At 63.3% G+C, this 18,036-nt stretch carries 18 protein-coding genes; 16 read left to right on the top strand and 2 right to left on the bottom strand.

The genetic code is table 11. The features are described from left to right. Nucleotides 1-44 precede the first annotated feature (44 nt). From K1X15_RS04035 to K1X15_RS04000, 8 genes are all read left to right on the top strand, one after another. Nucleotides 45-872, top strand: coding sequence for a hypothetical protein (locus K1X15_RS04035; RefSeq protein WP_220306201.1), 828 nt, complete (start codon nucleotides 45-47; stop codon nucleotides 870-872). A 134-nt stretch (nucleotides 873-1,006) separates the two neighbouring features. Beyond that, complete coding sequence (locus K1X15_RS04030; protein WP_220306200.1) at nucleotides 1,007-1,384, top strand: hypothetical protein; 378 nt, start codon at nucleotides 1,007-1,009, stop codon at nucleotides 1,382-1,384. A 580-nt stretch (nucleotides 1,385-1,964) separates the two neighbouring features. After that, a complete protein-coding gene (locus K1X15_RS04025) occupies nucleotides 1,965-3,041 on the top strand; it encodes a LacI family DNA-binding transcriptional regulator (protein ID WP_220306199.1) in 1,077 nt (358 codons plus the stop codon). Then, the gene (locus K1X15_RS04020) at nucleotides 3,038-4,294 is read left to right on the top strand and encodes a sugar ABC transporter substrate-binding protein (protein ID WP_220306198.1); all 1,257 of its coding nucleotides are present in this window, start codon (nucleotides 3,038-3,040) and stop codon (nucleotides 4,292-4,294) included. The genes K1X15_RS04025 and K1X15_RS04020 overlap by 4 nt, the downstream gene beginning before the upstream one ends. Nucleotides 4,295-4,363: 69 nt before the next feature. Beyond that, entirely contained in the window at nucleotides 4,364-5,437 is a 1,074-nt protein-coding gene (locus K1X15_RS04015) for a carbohydrate ABC transporter permease (protein ID WP_220306197.1), read from the top strand. Continuing rightward, complete coding sequence (locus K1X15_RS04010) at nucleotides 5,437-6,315, top strand: carbohydrate ABC transporter permease (RefSeq protein WP_220306196.1); 879 nt, start codon at nucleotides 5,437-5,439, stop codon at nucleotides 6,313-6,315. The genes K1X15_RS04015 and K1X15_RS04010 overlap by 1 nt, the downstream gene beginning before the upstream one ends. A 28-nt stretch (nucleotides 6,316-6,343) precedes the next feature. Beyond that, nucleotides 6,344-7,336, top strand: a complete 993-nt coding sequence (locus tag K1X15_RS04005) for a glycoside hydrolase family protein (RefSeq protein ID WP_220306195.1) — start codon at nucleotides 6,344-6,346, stop codon at nucleotides 7,334-7,336. A gap of 27 nt (nucleotides 7,337-7,363) precedes the next feature. Next, nucleotides 7,364-8,443, top strand: a complete 1,080-nt coding sequence (locus K1X15_RS04000) for an ABC transporter ATP-binding protein (RefSeq protein WP_220306194.1) — start codon at nucleotides 7,364-7,366, stop codon at nucleotides 8,441-8,443. A gap of 10 nt (nucleotides 8,444-8,453) precedes the next feature. Here the strand turns inward: K1X15_RS04000 and K1X15_RS03995 are convergent, their stop codons facing one another. Together K1X15_RS03995 and K1X15_RS03990 are read right to left on the bottom strand one after the other, a co-directional pair. After that, on the bottom strand, nucleotides 8,454-10,115 hold the full coding sequence (locus K1X15_RS03995; RefSeq protein WP_220306193.1) for a Na/Pi cotransporter family protein: 1,662 nt from the start codon (nucleotides 10,113-10,115) through the stop codon (nucleotides 8,454-8,456). 62 nt (nucleotides 10,116-10,177) lie between these two features. Next, nucleotides 10,178-10,348 carry a hypothetical protein gene (locus tag K1X15_RS03990; RefSeq protein WP_220306192.1) on the bottom strand — a complete coding sequence of 57 codons (171 nt, stop codon included), beginning with the start codon at nucleotides 10,346-10,348 and terminating at the stop codon, nucleotides 10,178-10,180. 39 nt (nucleotides 10,349-10,387) lie between these two features. On the opposite strand from K1X15_RS03990, the gene ugpB reads away from it, so the two are divergent. The 8 genes from ugpB (at nucleotide 10,388) to K1X15_RS03950 (ending at nucleotide 17,951) form a co-directional block, all read left to right on the top strand. Further along, the gene (ugpB, locus tag K1X15_RS03985) at nucleotides 10,388-11,713 is read left to right on the top strand and encodes a sn-glycerol-3-phosphate ABC transporter substrate-binding protein UgpB (RefSeq protein ID WP_220306191.1); all 1,326 of its coding nucleotides are present in this window, start codon (nucleotides 10,388-10,390) and stop codon (nucleotides 11,711-11,713) included. Between the two features lie 53 nt (nucleotides 11,714-11,766). Then, a complete protein-coding gene (gene ugpA, locus K1X15_RS03980; protein WP_220306190.1) occupies nucleotides 11,767-12,651 on the top strand; it encodes a sn-glycerol-3-phosphate ABC transporter permease UgpA in 885 nt (294 codons plus the stop codon). Between the two features lie 3 nt (nucleotides 12,652-12,654). Continuing rightward, complete coding sequence (gene ugpE, locus K1X15_RS03975) at nucleotides 12,655-13,503, top strand: sn-glycerol-3-phosphate ABC transporter permease UgpE (protein WP_220306189.1); 849 nt, start codon at nucleotides 12,655-12,657, stop codon at nucleotides 13,501-13,503. A gap of 3 nt (nucleotides 13,504-13,506) precedes the next feature. After that, nucleotides 13,507-14,565: a sn-glycerol-3-phosphate import ATP-binding protein UgpC gene (locus K1X15_RS03970; protein ID WP_220306188.1), complete on the top strand. Its 1,059-nt coding sequence runs from the start codon at nucleotides 13,507-13,509 to the stop codon at nucleotides 14,563-14,565. Between the two features lie 44 nt (nucleotides 14,566-14,609). Beyond that, nucleotides 14,610-15,356, top strand: a complete 747-nt coding sequence (locus tag K1X15_RS03965; RefSeq protein ID WP_220306187.1) for a glycerophosphodiester phosphodiesterase family protein — start codon at nucleotides 14,610-14,612, stop codon at nucleotides 15,354-15,356. A gap of 10 nt (nucleotides 15,357-15,366) precedes the next feature. Next, entirely contained in the window at nucleotides 15,367-16,152 is a 786-nt protein-coding gene (locus K1X15_RS03960) for a DeoR/GlpR family DNA-binding transcription regulator (protein ID WP_220306186.1), read from the top strand. Continuing rightward, nucleotides 16,149-16,925: an HAD family hydrolase gene (locus K1X15_RS03955; RefSeq protein WP_220306185.1), complete on the top strand. Its 777-nt coding sequence runs from the start codon at nucleotides 16,149-16,151 to the stop codon at nucleotides 16,923-16,925. The genes K1X15_RS03960 and K1X15_RS03955 overlap by 4 nt, the downstream gene beginning before the upstream one ends. A gap of 117 nt (nucleotides 16,926-17,042) precedes the next feature. Continuing rightward, on the top strand, nucleotides 17,043-17,951 hold the full coding sequence (locus K1X15_RS03950) for a sucrase ferredoxin (RefSeq protein WP_220306184.1): 909 nt from the start codon (nucleotides 17,043-17,045) through the stop codon (nucleotides 17,949-17,951). The last annotated feature ends 85 nt before the right edge of the window (nucleotides 17,952-18,036 follow it).

The raw sequence follows: 18,036 nt of genomic DNA, 5'->3' as shown, positions 1-18,036 counted from the left end.
CACAGTTCCGCAGACCGGCTGGATAATTTCGGAAACCTGGAGACATGATGAAAGCCAACCTTCCTCCCTACGCCGGTCCGAGCATTGCCCGTCTGGGCTTCATCGGCGTGTTTCAACCCAAGAAATCGGGCAAGACGAGTGTATCGACCCTGGTCGCCAACCAGGCCCGCGACCTCGGCCTGAACGCTGCGGTCTTCCAGCATGACCGGCATGATCGGCTCACGCCCTACGGGGCTGTGACCCGCATCGAGCTTGCAAGGGCCCAGGACATCATTGGCGGCGACACCTCGGCTGATCTCAAGGCTCATGAAGCACTGGCCGCCGCCATGGAAGCACTGCCGAACCAGCCGTCCGGTCTCGTTATCCTTGATAGTTCGGGGCCCGCGGCGTCGCTTATGGCGCCTGTGCTGGAGCTGGCGCGCTTCGATGGCTTCCTGACCCGGCATGGCCTCTCCGGGTTGCTGTTGGTGCCCGCGCGCCCGATCCTTGACGTGGCGGAGGGTGCTCTTGCCATGGCAAGGGACCTGCGGCAGGCCATGCCCGGGCATATTGTCATGCCGGTCGTCATTGCATCCCGCATCGAACTGGCGGGCCTGGGCGACAACCACCCGCTCTGGAGCGTGGTGGCGGAAGCGAGCCAGGGTGTGATTCATCTGCCGGCCCTGGGTCCTACGATCGCCGCTGGCTTGGAGAGGGTCCTCCACCCGCTCTCCGAGATCGCCGATCCAGGAAGTGAAGACGCTCTCAGCCTGATCCGGGACCACACTGGCTATGGACGGATCGAAGCTGGTGCCGTGGCCGCCGGTGCAGCCTCGCTGATCACGGCCTTTGACCGGGGTCTCGCGCCACTGGGTTTTACGCCGGGCGCCTAGCGCCCGGCCCGCACATAAGGCGATATCAGCGCTGGCTGGCGAATAGCTTCGCCAGCCGCATTGATCTCAAGAACCCGGGACTTGTCAGGCACCTGCCAAGGCTCGCGCCTCTTCTCGACGACAGCGACCTTGCGTTGGTCAGCGATGCCATCAAGGCAAACCTGGCCAACGCATCTGAGGCTGCGTTGGTGGAGCTCCTGAAGACTGGTGGACCGGCCGGGTTCCGAAAGCGCTATCCGCATTTGGCGACGACGCTTGCGAGACAGTTTGCCAGCAACCGTAGCCGTTTCACGCGGTTGTGGATTGCCAGTGGTGGCCGGCACCGAATTCCGGCGCCCGCCGCGAGGGACGCGGAGGCGCTGGTAATGCGCCTCCCGATCCTACTGCTGGTGCGGCTGAAGCTGAGGCTCTACCGCAGGCACTCGTTCTGGCGTCTCCATCGCCGCCGCAGGCGCAAGGCCTATGTCGCGCTCCTCGCGTCGTTGTCGCGCCGCCACAATCGCGTGCGGTAAAGGGTGCAACCGGTGCATGAACCGTCATAGGCGTTCCGCTTCCCGGAACCGACCGGACGGACTCGCCGGTTGCACCACCCCTATTACACCCCTAGAGGCTCGCGAAGTGTCATGGTGTGCGCCTTCCTATTGGCAATAGAACCGACCCGCACCGAGCAGCGAAGAGTCCCCATTAGTCTACGCTAATTCCGGATGGATGAGATGCCGTCGCAGGAGAGGCTAACAGCAGAGCACCAATGCCGCACCCTCCGGTCACCAGCTCCGTGCCAACAGTCTGCCGACACACCACCAATGGTCTGCCACCAGAGCGACAACCCGTCGCAAACGGGTCCGGATTGGTCCATCGAGTGAACGCGCTCTAAGTCCGGCGGGGAGAAAACCTGGGCGTGCAGGCACCCCACGCCGCCCCTCCAAGACACACTTTGCAGCAAAACGCTTGACTCCCGGCTTCTCCTCATTCATTCATGACACCGATGTCATGACATCGGTGTCATAGAGCGCCGGCGACATCTCGATGCTTCGTTACCCCGCGCTGCGCGACCGCGTAGACTGGTGTTTCGATTCATCGGAGGAGGAATGAATGGCCACGATCTACGATGTTGCCAAAGCTGCAGGGGTCTCACCCAAGACAGTGAGCCGGGTGATGAACGGCGATGCGCCGGTCAATCAGGCGACGCGCGAGGCTGTCGAGCAGGCCATGCTGGCGCTCAACTATGTGCCCTCGAGCGCAGCCCGCACCATGCGCTCGCAGCGCTCGGGCCTGATCGGGATGATCACCGGCGCCATCAGCACCACCCATCAGTTCGAGGATGCGGGCCTGCCCGAAATCTACCTGGTGCAGGGCGCCCAACGCGTCATCGACCAATCAAACCGCACCTTGCTGATCGCCGATAGCGGCGGCCAGGCGGAGCGCATCCCCACCCTGCTCCAGACCTTTCGCGAGCATCGGGTGGAAGGCATCCTCTATGTGGCCGAGTACCACCGTGAAGTCAGCCTGCCAGCCACCTTGCGCGACCGGCCGATCGTGCTGGTCAACTGCTTCGATGCCGAGGACACGCCCTGCGTTCTCCCCGATGACGAAGGCGGGCAATTTGCCCTGGTCGATGGGCTGATCCGCCGCGGCCATCAGCGCATCGCCTATTTGACCCTGCCCGAGCATCAGGTTGCGTGCGGCCTGCGCGTTTCCGGCTATCGGCGGGCGCATACCCAGAATGGCATCGAAATCGACGAACGGCTGATCCAGGTCGGCGCCCTGCCCAGCCCTACGCACGAATATGACCTGCTCTGGGACGCGCTGGATCGCGTGCTCAAGGCGGAGCCGACCGTCATTTGCTGCGCCAACGACAAGATGGCCATGCGCGTCTATGGCCTCTTGCGCGAGCGCGGCATTGCCATTCCCCAGCAGATGTCGGTGGCCGGCTATGACGACTACCGGATGATCGCCGAGCACCTGCATCCCGGCCTCACCAGCGCCGAGCTGCCCTATGGCGCCATGGGCGCCCGCGCTGCCGACAAGCTGCTGCGCCTGATGAGTGGCACCACCAAACCCAACGAGCCGAACCGCGAACTGGTCTCGGCTCCGGTCGCCTGGCGCGAAAGCGTCCAATCCCGTGACGTCAATGTCACGCAACTGAACTCAAGGAGGAGAGAAACATGACATCCCTACGCCTGTTGGCCACCAGCCTGGCCATCACCACCGCGATGAGCAGCGCCGCAATGGCGCAAACGACGCTGACCATGTGGTATCATGGTGCCGGCAACGAGGTTGAATCCAACATCGTCAACCAGATCATCTCGGATTTTAACGCCAGCCAGTCCGACTGGGCGGTGGAAATGCAGAGTTTCCCGCAGGCAGCCTATAATGACAGCGTCGTGGCCGGCGCCCTGGCGGGCAATCTTCCCGATATTCTCGATGTCGATGGCCCGGTGATGCCCAACTGGGCCTGGTCGGGCTACATGCAGCCGCTGCAGATCGACGAAGCCAAGATCGCCAACTACCTGCCCGGCACCAAGGGCGTGTGGAACGACCAGCTCTATTCCATTGGCCTCTGGGACGCAGCCATCTCGCTGGTGACGCGCAAATCCTATCTCGATGAACTCGGCCTGCGTGTGCCCACGCTGGAGCAGCCCTGGACGGGCGAAGAATTCATGGATGCCCTGGCCAAGGCCAAGGCATCGGGCAAGTTCGACTACGCGCTCGATCTGGGCACTGCCTGGACCGGTGAATGGTATCCCTACGCCTTCTCGCCATTCCTGCAGAGCTTTGGCGGCGACATCGTCGACCGCTCAACCTACACCACCGCCGAAGGCGTGTTGAACGGCGATGCCGCAGTCGAATTCGGCAATTGGTGGCAGGGCCTCTTCAACGATGGTTACGCCCAGGCGACGCAGGACCCGGCGGACCGCGACAACGGCTTCAACAGCGGCAAATATGCGTTCTCCTGGAACGGCAACTGGGCGGCCCTGGGCACATTGGATGCCTATGACGATGTGCTGTTCCTGCCGGCCCCGGACTTCGGCAATGGCCCCAAGATCGGCGCCGCCTCCTGGCAATTCGGCGTCTCAGCCGCATCCGAGCATCCCGAGGGCGCCTCGGCCTTCATCGAGTTCGCGCTGCAGGACAAGTACCTGGCCGAATTCTCCAACGGTATCGGTCTGATCCCAGCCACCGCTTCGGCTGCCGCCATGACCGAGAACTACAAGGAAGGTGGTCCGCTGGCCGTCTTCTTCGAGCTCTCCGAGGCCCAGGCGCTCGTCCGTCCGGTCACGCCTGGCTATGTCGTTGCCGCCAAGGTCTTCGAGAAGGCCCTGGCCGACATAGCCAATGGCGCGGATGTCCAGGACACGCTGGACTCGGCGGTCGATGAAATCGACGCCGATATCGCCAAGAACGACAATTACGGCTTCTAGAGTCCTCCCCTCGACTCTGGAGGGACCCCGGCGACAGCCGGGGTCCCGATGCGGAAAGGTTCGCGGCCGATGGCCTCCAAGTTCACACGCTCCAATTCCACCGGCTGGATGATGGCCGGGCCTGCGGCCGCGCTGATGGCGCTGTTCATCGTGCTGCCCTTCATCTTCGCGATCGGCCTGAGCTTCACCAATCAGCGACTGATCTCGCCCAATCCCACCCAGTTCGTGGGCCTGAGCAACTATTCCCAGCTGCTGGGCGTGGGCTTGCTGACGCTGGAGCCGGAGCGGGACGACGCCGGAGCCATTGTGCGCGAGGCGGATGGCTCGCCCGCCTACCCCGCCCTGCGCGGCTATACCCGCAACAATGAGGACTATCCGCAGCTCGACGGCATGCGCGAGTGGTTCAGCGTCTCGCTCGGCGACAGCCGCACCTATGTGTTGGCGCGAGACGTGGTGTTCATGAAAGCGGTGGTCAACACCGTTATCTTCGTGCTCGTCGTGGCGCCGGTCCAGGGCGGGCTGGCTCTGGTCCTGGCGCTGCTGATCAATCAGAGGCTGCGCGGCATCAATGTCTTTCGCGCCATCTATTTCATGCCGGTCGTGGTCTCGATCGTGGTGGTGTCGCTCTTGTGGCGGTTCATCTATGACGGCCAGAGCGGCCTGCTGAACAATCTATTGGGTGCCCTGACATTCGGCGCCTTCCCGCGCATCGACTGGCTGGGAAATCCCAGCACGGCCCTTGGCGCGATCATCGCCATGTCGATCTGGCAGGCGGTGGGCTTTCACATGGTCATCTGGCTTTCCGGCCTGCAGACGATCAGCCCGTCTCTTTACGAGGCCGCGGCCATCGAGGGCGCCAGCAAGTGGCAAACCTTCCGCTATGTGACCTGGCCGGGCCTGCGCAATACAGCGGTATTGGTGCTGATCGTCATCACCATGCAGGCCTTTGCCCTGTTCGCGCAGATCGACGTGATGACCAGCGGCGGGCCGCTCGACTCCACCCAGACCATCGTGTTCCAGGCCGTCGAGCGCGGCTATGGCAAGCAGGATATCTCCGGCGGCTCGACCATCTCGGTGATCCTCTTCGTGTTCGTTCTGGCCATTTCGCTGCTGCAGCGCTGGCTCACCCGGGAGAAAAAGTGATGGCTCAGATTTCCGGTGACAATCATGGGCTGCGCCTGGCGGTGCGATACACGGTGCTTGGCCTGATCGCCCTGATCTTCGTGTTCCCGCTGGTCTTCATGCTGATGTCGAGCCTGAAGCCCGACGCGCAGTTGCTCAGCGACACGCGGAGCCTCCGCGCCTTCCTGCCGGTTGGCGACATCTCGCTCGACAATTATTTCGATGCGTTCCGCCGCGCCCCGGTGGGGCTCTTCATCTTCAATTCCGTCATCGTCACCGGTGTGACGGTGGCCCTGTCCCTGCTCATCTGCTCGGCCGCCGCCTTCGCCTTTGTCTTCATCGACTGGCGTGGCCGGGACCTGGTCCTGGCGTTGATCCTTGCAACCCTGATCGTGCCCTTCGAGACGATCGCCATTCCGCTGCTTTTGATTGCCTCAAAGCTCCCCTGGCTGGGGCTCGAAGGCCTCACCTATGGCTGGCTGAACTCCTACCAGGTGCAGATCATTCCCTTCGTGGCCGATGGCCTCACGATTTTCCTGTTCGTCCAATACTTCAAGGACCTGCCCGGCGAGTTGATCGAAGCGGCGCGCGTGGAAGGGGCCAGCTGGTGGCAGGTCTATCGCCGCGTCGTCATGCCCCTGGCCGGCCCGGTATTGGCGACGGCTGCCATCCTCAAGTTCCTGGTCATGTACAACCAGTATCTCTGGCCGCTCATGGTGGTTCAGGAAGAGCGCTACCGGCCGGTGATGGTCGGGTTGCAGTACTTCTTCCAGCTCAACCGCGCCTGGGGCGAGATCATGGCCTATCTCTCGCTCATCACCGTCCCGGTGCTGGCCTTCTACCTCTTCCTCCAGCGCGCCTTCATCGCCTCCATCGCCTCGACCGGCGTCAAGGGCTGATGCGGCACACTCTTTGAAAGACCGACAAGTGGTTATTGCCCTTAAAGACAAATGGATTTGGGACTTCTGGATTTATCGCGACGGCGATGACTACCACGCCTATTTCCTGCAGGCCGACAACACCCTGGCCCATCCCGACATGCGCCACCGCCATGTCTCCCAGGGGCACGCCGTGTCCAAGGACCTCGTCAACTGGACCCAACTGGGGACCACTTTTGCACCCGCCCCGGCCCCGGCATGGGATGACTGGACCACCTGGACCGGCTCGACCCTGCGCGACGACACCGGGCTCTGGCACCTGTTCTACACCGGCACCGAACACGCCGAAGAGGGCATGAAGCAGCGCCTGGGTCATGCGACTTCGACCGACGGCCACAACTGGACCCGCGTGGGCAATGGCCTGGCGCTCGACATCTCGGGGCCTGACTATGAAGAGTACACGCCCGGCCATTGGCATGACCGGGCCTTCCGCGACCCATGGGTGATGAAGAACCCCAAGGGCGATGGCTGGGTGATGTATTTCGTGGCCCGTCGCCCGGGTGTGGCCGAGCCCAATGCCGGCGGCACGATCGGCTTTGCCACCTCGCCCGACCTCTATACCTGGACGCTGCAGCCCCCGGTCTATGCCGGCGGCATGTTCGGGCAGATGGAAGTGCCGCAGGTCTTCGAGGCCAAGGGCAAGTGGTACATGCTGTTCTGCACCGACGGGACCCACTGGTCCGAAGCATATAAGCGCCTCAACCCGGAAAAGCCGGTGCGTGGCACGCATTACCTGATCGCCGATGACCCGTTTGGCCCCTGGGAAGTGGCCCCCGGCCCCTTCTTCGACGGGGCCCAGGGCAGTCGCTATGCCGGCAAGATCGTCGAAACCGACAATGGGCTGGTTTTCATGGGCTTCCGCCACGACGCCCCCGACGGCTCGTTCATCGGCCAGGTCTCGGACCCCATCCCGGTCCGCATCGATGCCGATGGCCTGTTGCACACCGAACTCGACAAGCTGCCACCCGGCGCCAAGGTCTGACCCCGAACCCCCGCAAGGACACTCATTATGGCCAGCGTATCCCTCAAAAATGTCCGCAAGAATTATGGCGCCGCCGATATCATCAAGGGTGTCGACATCGAGATCGCCGACGGCGAGTTCTGCGTCTTTGTCGGGCCCTCGGGCTGCGGCAAGTCAACGCTCCTGCGCATGATCGCGGGGCTGGAAGACATCAGCGGGGGTACGCTGAGCATTGGCGACCGCGTGGTCAACGACCTGCCACCCAAGGACCGCAGCATTGCCATGGTGTTCCAGTCCTACGCCATTTTCCCGCACATGACCGTGCGCGAGAACCTGGCCTTCGGATTGACCATCGCCAATGCGCCCAAGGCCGAGAAGGACGCCAAGGTCGCCGAGGCCGCCCGCATCCTGCAGATGGAGCACCTGCTGGAACGCCGCCCGAGCCAGCTTTCGGGCGGACAGCGCCAGCGCGTGGCGATCGGCCGCGCCATTGTCCGCAAACCCGGGGTCTTCCTGTTCGACGAACCCCTTTCCAATCTCGATGCGGCGCTGCGTGTCGACATGCGGATGGAACTGGCCAAGCTGCACAACGACCTCGGGGCAACCATGGTCTATGTGACGCATGACCAGGTCGAGGCGATGACGCTGGCCGACAAGATCGTGGTGCTGAGTGCCGGCACCGTGCAACAGGTGGGCACCCCGCTCGAGCTCTATCACCGCCCGGCCAATATCTTCGTCGCCGGCTTCATCGGTTCGCCCAAGATGAATTTTGTCGAGGTGACGGTCGATGCCCTCGATGCCGGTGCCATGCGGATTTCCAGCCCGGTGATGCGGACGCAGGTGCTTCCCCTCTCCGGCTCGGGGCAGAAGGCCGGCGACACGCTCACCCTGGGCGTGCGTCCCCATGACTTCAAGCCAATGGACGACGGCCCCTTCTCCGGCAGGGTGACGCTGGTCGAGCATCTCGGTAACGAGACCATCGTCAACATGGAACTGGCCAATGGGCAGCATCTGATCGTGGCGCTGGATGGCGATACGGACTGCAGCCTCGGTCAGACGCTTTCGGTCGGCTTCACGGCGGAAAAGGCGGCGCTCTTCGATCAGGCCGGCGAACGCATCACGGGCTGACTGGCCGCCATCAAGCCTTGTCGGCCACCAGCTTGCTTGGCAGCAGTTCGCCCTGCTCGCTCAGGATGGAATAGGCAATTCCGGTCAGCAGCGAGTTGATGCGACGCAGGGCGTGCATGGTTTCGAGGTGCAGTTCGCTAGTTTCGAAGCTGTTGGGATCGCCGGCGCGCAGTCGGGCGAAGTGCCGTTCCATGCTGCGCCGCTCCATCAGGCCCACTTCGTCCTTTTCGGCGACGAGCTGGCGGGCCGATTCGGCATCCTCTGAGACCAGCACGTTGAGCGCGAGCTGCATGTTGGCGAGCACCCTTGCGTGCAAATCGGTCAGTTCCTGCCAGCCCTGCTGGGAGAAGGCGATACGCCGCTCCGACTTCTGGTCGGCAACGCGCAGGAGCTGGCGCGCCACGATGTCGCCGGCCTGTTCGAGACCGATGGCAAAGGTGCTGAGATCGGAGGCGCGGCGCGCCTGATCGGGATCCATGCGATCCCAGTCAAGGCGCGTCAGGAAGAGCTTGATGGCGCGGTTGGCGCCATCCACTTCGGGCTCCAGATCCTTCACCCGGCGGATCGCCGCCTTGTCTCCGCTGCGCACGATCTCCATGACCGGCTGCAGCATCACCTCGACCATTTCGCTCATGCGCAGCAATTCGCGCGTGGCGCTGGCCAGGGACGCGTCGATATTGCCGTTGGGGTCGATCGCCAGCGCCGTTTGGCGCAGACGGGCGATGTCGGACTGTCCGGCAATGGGTGCCTCACGGATGATCAGGGTCATCAGCGCTTCTACCGGCCGCACCAGCGGCAGGCCGATGATCAGGACACCCAGGTTGAACAGGATGTGCAGCAGGCTGGCCTGCTGGCCCACCGTGCCGGGGAGGCCGGACTGGTGAAGCTGGAACAACTGGAACAGCACCAGACAGACCAGCGCCGCCCCGCCCCTCAGGGCCAGGGCACCTGCCGCGATGCGACGCGCCCTGATATCGGCGCCGCGCGTCATGCCGAAGGCGATCAGCGTACCACCCAGATTGGCACCGAGCAGGAAGGCGGCCGCGATCTCGATGGGGATCACGCCCGTGGTGCCGAAGGTGATGATGACCAGCACGCTGGCGACCGAGGAATAGGACGCCCAGGTGATGAGCGCCGCCACGGCGAAACTGGTCCAGAGATCACCCCGCAGATAGGTGATGACGACTGCCAGCATGTCACTGTCGCGCCAGGGCGCGGTGGCCTCGGAGACCATTTCAAGCGACAGCAGCACGAAGGCGATGCCCAGCACCAACCGCCCCACCTGCTTGGTGCGCCGGGCATTGCCGCGCAGGAAGAGCAGGCCCCCGATGATGATCAATGGCGCCGTCAGCAGGGATAGATCGAAGGAGAGGATGCTGGCGACGAAGGCCGAGCCGAGATAGGCGCCCAGCATGAGCGCCAGGCCCGTGGCCACGGACATCAGGCCACCGCTGGCAAAGCTTGCCGCAAGGGCGGCAACGGCGGTGGAACTCTGCAGCGCGATCGCCAGCACCATGCCGATGACCGAGGCGCCGATGCGGCTGCGCTCGGCGCGTCCAAGCGTCCGCTTGAGCTCGGCAGCATAGGCGCGCTCGACTGCGGTTCGCACCATGCGCACCGCCCAGAGCAACAGGACAATGGCGGCGATCAGCTGGACGATGATGAAATACATGGACCTCCCCGATTGCACTCGTGTGCAGAATGCGGTCAACCATAATGTTCACATGAGCATAATCAGCGCAATCCGCTCAAGTGAATGTTGAAAACCCAGCGCCATTCGCTCAAAAATGCTGATTTTTCAGATAATTGATAACAGATGCCCTGACCCACCGTACAGCCGGAATGTTCAAATGAACATTTTTTGGTTGCAATGGCACGGTCCGGTGCTACCGTCTGCGCCAGCACGGAGCGGGAGGCTCCGGCATCGAAAACAAGGGAGTGAGCATGTCCAAGAACACTTTGTGTCTGTCCGTTGCGCTGGCCACCCTGCTGTCGGCAAGTCCGGCCATGGCCCAGACCGAAATTGCCTGGTGGCACGCCATGGGTGGCGAGCTGGGTGCCAAGCTCGAGGAAATCGTCGCCGGCTACAATGCCAGCCAGTCCGACTATGTCGTCACCCCCGTCTACAAGGGTAGCTACGACGAAACCATGACCGCCGCCATCGCGGCTTTCCGCGCCGGCGAGCAGCCCGCAATCGTGCAGGTCTATGAAGTGGGCACCGGCACCATGATGGCCGCCAAGGGCGCGACCTACCCGGTCTATCAGCTGATGGCCGACATGGGCGAGGACTTCAATCAGGACACCTATCTGCCGGCCGTCGTTGGCTATTACACCGACACCGAGGGCAACATGCTCTCGATGCCGTTCAACTCCTCGACGCCGATCCTTTATTACAACAAGGACGCGTTCGAGGCTGCGGGCCTCGACCCGAATACCCCGCCCAAGACCTGGGGTGAGCTCGAAGAGTTCTCCCGCAAGATCATGGATTCGGGCGCCGCGAAATGCGGCTTCACCTCCGGGTGGATTTCCTGGGTTCAGCTCGAAAATCTCTCGGCCTGGCACAACCAGCCCATCGGTACGCTGGAGAACGGCTTTGGGGGCCTGGGTTCCGAGCTGACCGTCAATGGTCCGGTGCAGACCAAGCACTGGGAAAACCTGAAGAAATGGCAGGACGAGGGCCTGTTCCAGTATGGTGGCCCGGGTGGTGGCGGTGACGCTCCGCCGAAGTTCTATTCGGGCGAATGCGCCATGTATATGAACTCGTCGGCCTCCCGCGCCGGCGTCCTGGCCAATGCCAAGGATTTCGAGGTCGGCTTCGGCATGCTGCCCTATTACGACGATGTCGAAGGGGCACCGCAGAACTCGATCATCGGTGGCGCCACGCTCTGGGTGCTGCAGGGCCGCGATGAAGCCGAATACAAGGCCGTGGCGGACTTCTTCACCTATCTCTCCTCGCCAGAGGTCCAGGCGGACTGGCACCAGTTCTCCGGCTATCTGCCGATCACCCAGGCCGCTTACGAACTGGGCCAGGAGCAGGGCTACTACGAATCCACCCCCGGATCGGACGTCGCCATCAAGCAGATCACGCTCAATGAGCCGACCGAGAACTCCAAGGGCCTGCGCTTCGGCAACTACGTGCAGATCCGCACCATCATCGACGAAGAGTTCCAGCAGCTCCTGTCGGGCGACAAGACCGCCCAGGAAGCCCTGGATGCCGTGGTCTCGCGCGGCAATGAGCTGATCCGCGACTTCGAATCCGCCAACAGCTAATTGCAGCAGCTTTTGGCCCGCGCCTCAGGGCGCGGGCCTGCCAGGGGGCCAAAATGCAAACCAAAAGAACCGTCTTTACGAACAAGGGACTTCCCTATGCCCTGCTGTTTCCGCAGCTGGCGATCACCGGGATCTTCTTTATCTGGCCCGCCGGGCAGGCCATCTGGCAATCGTTCCTGCGGCAGGACGCCTTTGGCTTGCGAACCAGTTTCGTCGGCCTGGCCAACTTCCAGGACCTGTTCCACAATTCCGAATACCTGAACTCGATCTGGGTAACGGTGGTCTTTGCCACCAGCGTGACGCTGCTATCGATGGGGCTGTCGCTTGCGCTGGCGGTTGCGGCAGACCGCATGATCCGTTCCCGCAATGCCTATACCACCTTCCTCGTCTGGCCCTATGCGGTGGCTCCCGTGGTCGCTGGCGTGCTCTGGTGGTTCATGTTCAACCCGTCCATCGGCGTGCTGACCTATCTTCTGGATCACCTGAACTACAACTGGAACCACTCGCTCTCGAAGACCGATGCGATGCTGCTGGTCATCTTCGCGTCCAGCTGGAAGCAGATTTCCTACAATTTCCTGTTCTTCCTCGCAGGCCTTCAGTCCATCCCGGCATCCCTTTCCGAAGCGGCCGCGATCGACGGCGCCGGACCGGTGAAGCGGTTCTTCACCATCCTGCTGCCCCTGCTGTCGCCAACGACCTTCTTCCTGTTGGTCGTGAACATCACCTACGCCATGTTCGACACCTTCGGCATCATCCACGCCACCACCTCGGGTGGACCGGCCCAGGCCACCAATGTGCTGGTCTACAAGGTCTATGAGGATGGCTTCATCGGCCTCAATCTGGGGTCCTCCGCCGCCCAGTCCGTCATGCTCATGGCGGTCGTGCTCACCCTCACCGTCATTCAGTTCCGCTATATCGAGCGGCGCGTGGAGTACTAGGACATGGTCGAAAACCGTCCCTTCCTGACCTTCCTGGCGCATCTGGTGCTGATCGTCGGCGTCGTCATCGTCGCCTTCCCGGTCTATGTCGCGATCATCGCCTCCACCCGCGCATCCAATGAGTTCCTGTCCGGTCTCATCCCTCTGCTGCCAGGGCCGCATGCGATCGAGAACTACACGCGGATGCTGTCCTCGGGCGTGTCGACATCCGGCGCACCGCCGTTCGGCCTGATGATGGCCAACTCGCTGATCATGGCGCTGGTCATCGCCGTGGGAAAGATCGCGATCTCGCTGCTCTCGGCCTTCGCGATCGTCTATTTCCGCTTTCCGTTCCGCCAGCTCTGCTTCTGGACGATCTTCATCACCCTGATGCTGCCGGTGGAAGTGCGCATCCTGCCCACCTTCGAGGTCGTGGCCAATCTGGGGCTGCTCAATTCCTATGCCGGGTTGACCATTCCGCTGATCGCCTCGGCAACGGCCACCTTTCTCTTCCGCCAGTTCTTCATGACCATTCCGGACGAGTTGATGGAAGCGGCGCGCGTGGATGGTGCCGGCCCGATGAAATTCTTCCGCGATATCATGCTGCCGCTCAGCCGCACCAATATCGCCGCCCTGTTCGTCATCCTCTTCATCTACGGCTGGAACCAGTATCTCTGGCCGCTGCTGGTGACCACGCAGGAGCGCTATTACACCGTCGTGATGGGCATCAAGCGCATGGCCGCGACCGCCGATACCGAACCCTTGTGGAACGTGGTCATGGCCGGCGCCGTGCTCGCCATGCTCCCCCCCGTCCTTGTCGTCATCTTCATGCAGCGCCTGTTCGTCAAGGGCCTCGTGGAAACGGAGAAATAAGCCATGGCAACGATCGACCTGATCGACCTCAAGAAGAACTACGGCAATGTCCCGGCCGTCAAAGGCGTCAACCTCAAGGTTGCCGATGGCGAACTGATCGTCCTGGTCGGTCCCTCGGGCTGCGGCAAGTCCACGCTCCTGCGCATGGTGGCCGGGCTTGAAACCGTCACCTCCGGGCGCATCGAGATTGCCGGCAAGGACGTGGTCAAGGCCGAACCGGCCGAGCGCGACATCGCCATGGTGTTCCAGAACTACGCGCTCTACCCGCATATGAGCGTGCGCGGAAACCTCGAATATGGCCTCAAGAACCGCGGCACGCCGCGCGCCGAGATCGACCGCCGCGTCCAGGAAGCGGCCGATATCCTCGAGATCGGGCCGATGCTCGAGCGCAAACCGCGCCAGCTCTCGGGTGGCCAGCGCCAGCGCGTGGCCATGGGCCGCGCCATCGTGCGCGAACCAGCCGCCTTCCTGTTCGACGAGCCGCTGTCCAACCTCGACGCCAAGCTGCGCGTGCAGATGCGGGTGGAAATCCGCAAGCTGCAGCGCCGGTTGAAGACCACCAGTCTCTACGTCACGCACGACCAGCTCGAAGCCATGACCCTGGCCGACCGGCTGGTGGTGATGAACGGGGGCCTCGTCGAACAGATCGGCACACCGACCGAAGTCTATGACCGGCCCGCCACCCTTTTCGTTGCCGGCTTCATCGGCTCGCCGCCCATGAACCTGATCGAGGTCTCCTCGGTGGCGGACAAGGCGGCGCTCGGCGGCCTGCCCGCCCAGACCGACATTATCGGCATCCGGCCCGATTCACTCTTTCTGGACCTGCCGGAGGGTCCGGCGATCAGCCTCAAGGGGACAGTCGAACTGCTCGAGCCGATCGGCGGCGAAAGCCATCTGCATGTGCGGCTGGACAGTTCGGGCCAATCGGTGGTGCTGAGCGTCCCGGGCCGGCCGCAAATCGAGGAGGGCGCGGCAGTGACCGTTCATGCGCGCCGCGCCGACCTTCATCCCTACAATGCCGGCACGGGACGGCGAACCGACGACCCTGTCGCAAATCTGTAGCAAAATCAGCCTAAGGGCCTGCCATTCCATCACGAAGACGCGTCATGACAACCCAATTCTCCATCGGTCCCCAGCGGGACGAAGTTCAGGCCCATCGGGGCGCCTCGGCCATTGCCCCGGAAAACACCATTGCCGCCTTTCGCGCGGCCGCCGAAGCGGGTGCCAAATGGGTCGAACTCGACGTGGCGCTCAGCGCCGACGGCACGCTGGTGGTCATCCATGACGACAGCGTCGACCGCACCAGCTCGGGCAAGGGCTCGCTGGGCGAATTGACCGGTGCAGAGATCGGCGCCCTGGACGCCGGCACCTGGTTCGATCCCAGGTTTGCCGGCGAGCGGATCCCGACCCTGGCCGAGACCATCGTGGCTCTTGGCGAACTGGGGCTCAGCGCCAATGTCGAGATCAAGCAGCACAAGCACCACAAGTCGCTCGACCAGCTGGTACGGGCCGTGCAGGCCGATATTTCAAAGCGGGCCGCCAACACGCAGATCATGATTTCGAGCTTCGATCCCGAAGCGCTCAAGGCCATGCATGCGCTCGAGCCGGAGCTGGAAATGGCCATGCTCTGGGGACGACCGCCGGAAGACTGGGCAGAACAACTGGCTGCCATTCCCGCGACCACCATCCACATGCATTTCAAGGCACTCAGCATTGGCCTTCTGGAAGAAACCACCAAGCGCGGCATCAAGGTGCGGGCCTGGACCTGCAACGATCCGGTGCAGCTCGTCTCCTTCTGGGGCGCAGGGCTGAGCGGCGTCATCACCGACAATCCGAAGGTCTTCCTCGGGTAGTGGGGGCATTATGGGGCAAGACATGCTGTCGAGCCGGCAACGCGATATCCTGGCCCTGATAGAGGCGGAAGGCGCTCAATATATCGAGCACCTCGCCAGCCGCTATCAGGTGACCACCCAGACGGTGCGGCGCGACATCAACGCGCTGTGCGACCTGGGCTATGCGCGCCGCTTCCATGGCGGGGTCGATGCGCCCGTGGAGAGCCGCAATATCTCGATCAATGCCCGCGCCGCCCTCAACAGCGCCGCCAAGCGCCGCATCGCGGCACGGATCGCGGCGGCCATAGAGCCCGGCTCCACCGTCTTCATGGGCATTGGCAGCACGGTGCAGTTCGTCGCCGAGGCCCTGCGCGCCCATGACAGCCTGCGCGTCGTCACCAACAATATCGACGTGGCCCTGATGCTGTGCGAAGCGCCGCAGGTTGAGGTGCACATGACCGGGGGCCTCTTGCGCCACAATGATCGCGACGTGGTGGGCTCGGATTCGCTGCAGTTCTTCGAAAAGTTCTATGCGTCCTACGCCGTCATCGGCGCCGGCGCGCTCGATCCGCAGAAGGGCATTCTCGACTTCAGCTATTCGGAAGCCCAGACCACCTCCACGCTGATCGCCAATTCGCGCGTGCAGTTCCTGGCCGCCGATGTCAGCAAGTGGACGCGCGATGCCTCCGTGCGCGTGGTACCGTTCAATCGCATCACCACCCTTTTCACCGACCGCCTCCCGGACGATGGCCTGGCCGCTGCGGCCCTGGCCGAAGCGGGCACCGAGGTCGTGCTTTGCGACCAGGATCAAGCATGATGTTCCAGGGGCCGGCTCCCGCGCCGGAAGATCTGAGCGGGGTCCAATATCTGTTCACCGATATCGACGACACGCTGACCACCGAAGGCCGGCTGCTGCCTGAGACCTATCAGGCGCTGTGGGATTTGCATGTTGCCGGGATCAGCATCGTGCCGGTCACGGGCGGCTCGGCGGGCTGGTGCGAACACATCGTCCGGGCCTGGCCGGTGAAAGCCGCGATCGGTGAAAGCGGCGCGTTCGTCATGACGGCCCGAGGCAATCGCGCCGAGTTCGAATTCTGGGAAGACGAGACCTTGCAGCAGGAGCGCAAGGAACGGCACCTGGCGGCGGTCCTGCCCCTGCTCGGAGACCGGTTCCGGCTGGCTCATGACCAGCGCCTGCGGGTGGCCGACGTCGCCATCGACATCGTCGGACATGCCCGCGCCGAAGTCGACGCGCTGGCCGAACGCATCCGCGCCATCGGCGGAACCGTCGCCATCAGTTCGGTGCATATCAACACGTGGCTGGGCAATTACGACAAGAAGGCGATGAGCGAGCGCGTGCTGCAGCGCCTGGGCATAGACGATGCCGGGGTGGCGCGCTTCGTGTCCTTCGTGGGGGATTCGCGCAATGACGCGCCCATGTTCGGCTATGTCGGCAAGTCCTTCGGCGTTGCCAATATCGTGCCCATATTGGGGGACCTGCCCAGCCGGCCGCGCTGGATCACCAGCAGCCCCGCAGGGCTCGGATTCGTCGAAATCGCCGATGCGTTGCTCGCGGCAAAGGGACGTTGACGGGGTCCGTTTCGCGTCCCTGCGTTAAACCCTGATATTGACACTCATCTTTTAATAGCCCAACAAGACTCGCGACCCGGCCACCTTGGAGCGGGCAACGCCAGGCATTTTGGGCGCATGAACAAGCACGTCTTTTGCACCGATCTCTGCCTCGCGCGAGGCGAGCCTCTGGCCGGAACCGGGGATGCGCCCGAGCGCGTGCTAATGCTCGCCTGGCCGCGTGGCAAGTGGCGCAACCCGCGCTGGCAGTCCGTGGATATGTCTGAGCCGCTCGGCCAGGCCCTGCATGAGGCGATGGAGGCCGGCATCCATGTTGCACTCGTGGACAAGGTCGAGGCGCCGGCCGCCCTGCCCATGCTGCACGCCATGCCTGAAAACGTCCGGGCCGACTTCGACGATGACGCAAGTCTGATCGCGGCGATCCGTGACTATGTCCGCGGCAATGTGTTCGTCGGCCGGCCCGATGCGCGCACGACTATCCTGTGCTGCACCGACAGTCGCCGCGACGCCTGTTGCGCCCGCAATGGCTTTTCCACCTACAAGGCGCTGGTGGCCATTGCCGATCCCGGACGTTTCAACATCGTGCAAGCAACCCATATCGGCGGATGCCGTTTCGCGGCCTCGCTGATGGTGCTGCCGCAGCGCCAGCGCTACGGTCGCATGACCGCCGGGCTGGTCCCGGCCTTCCTCGCGGCGCTGGAACGGGACGAGATCTATCTCCCTGCCTTCAAGGGGCGCACCGACCAGCCGGAGCCACTGCAGGTGGCGGAAATCGCCGCGCTCAACTGGGCTTATGCCGAAGGACGGCCGACGCAGCAGGTGACGCTGCATGGCGATGTACCGCATGCGGCGCCGGCCGGCACGGCGGTGACGTTAGAGGCGCATTTGCCGCATGCCAGCCTCATGATCGGCCTGCGCGCGGAGGATTTTTTCGTCCAGGGCAATTGCCGGATCGTTGCGAACGGGGGCGGCAAAACCGAACTGCGCTGGCTGGTCGAAAGCGTTGAGGTGGCGAACCGGCTTTGATGCCAGCGAGCGGGCGCGGCCACTGAGGCAAGACATTTTTTGGAACACATGGCCCCAACCTTCGTTGGCCCCTACGAAGGGAGGT

The sequence above is a fragment of the Devosia salina genome (assembly GCF_019504385.1).
GTDB classification, from domain to species: Bacteria; Pseudomonadota; Alphaproteobacteria; order Rhizobiales; family Devosiaceae; genus Devosia; species Devosia salina.
Note: the sequence above shows the minus strand (reverse complement) of the source record. Positions and strands in the feature narration are given on the sequence as shown.

Bases quoted from the DNA above. Each gene is read 5' to 3' on its own strand.
- K1X15_RS04035 (WP_220306201.1), top strand. From the start codon at position 45: ATGATGAAAGCCAACCTTCCTCCCTACGCCGGTCCGAGCATTGCCCGT.
- K1X15_RS04025 (WP_220306199.1), top strand. From the start codon at position 1,965: ATGGCCACGATCTACGATGTTGCCAAAGCTGCAGGGGTCTCACCCAAG.
- K1X15_RS04020 (WP_220306198.1), top strand. From the start codon at position 3,038: ATGACATCCCTACGCCTGTTGGCCACCAGCCTGGCCATCACCACCGCG.
- K1X15_RS04015 (WP_220306197.1), top strand. From the start codon at position 4,364: ATGGCCTCCAAGTTCACACGCTCCAATTCCACCGGCTGGATGATGGCC.
- K1X15_RS04010 (WP_220306196.1), top strand. From the start codon at position 5,437: ATGGCTCAGATTTCCGGTGACAATCATGGGCTGCGCCTGGCGGTGCGA.
- K1X15_RS04000 (WP_220306194.1), top strand. From the start codon at position 7,364: ATGGCCAGCGTATCCCTCAAAAATGTCCGCAAGAATTATGGCGCCGCC.
- K1X15_RS03995 (WP_220306193.1), bottom strand. From the start codon at position 10,115: ATGTATTTCATCATCGTCCAGCTGATCGCCGCCATTGTCCTGTTGCTC.
- ugpB (WP_220306191.1), top strand. From the start codon at position 10,388: ATGTCCAAGAACACTTTGTGTCTGTCCGTTGCGCTGGCCACCCTGCTG.
- ugpA (WP_220306190.1), top strand. From the start codon at position 11,767: ATGCAAACCAAAAGAACCGTCTTTACGAACAAGGGACTTCCCTATGCC.
- ugpE (WP_220306189.1), top strand. From the start codon at position 12,655: ATGGTCGAAAACCGTCCCTTCCTGACCTTCCTGGCGCATCTGGTGCTG.
- K1X15_RS03970 (WP_220306188.1), top strand. From the start codon at position 13,507: ATGGCAACGATCGACCTGATCGACCTCAAGAAGAACTACGGCAATGTC.
- K1X15_RS03965 (WP_220306187.1), top strand. From the start codon at position 14,610: ATGACAACCCAATTCTCCATCGGTCCCCAGCGGGACGAAGTTCAGGCC.
- K1X15_RS03960 (WP_220306186.1), top strand. From the start codon at position 15,367: ATGGGGCAAGACATGCTGTCGAGCCGGCAACGCGATATCCTGGCCCTG.
- K1X15_RS03955 (WP_220306185.1), top strand. From the start codon at position 16,149: ATGATGTTCCAGGGGCCGGCTCCCGCGCCGGAAGATCTGAGCGGGGTC.
- K1X15_RS03950 (WP_220306184.1), top strand. From the start codon at position 17,043: ATGAACAAGCACGTCTTTTGCACCGATCTCTGCCTCGCGCGAGGCGAG.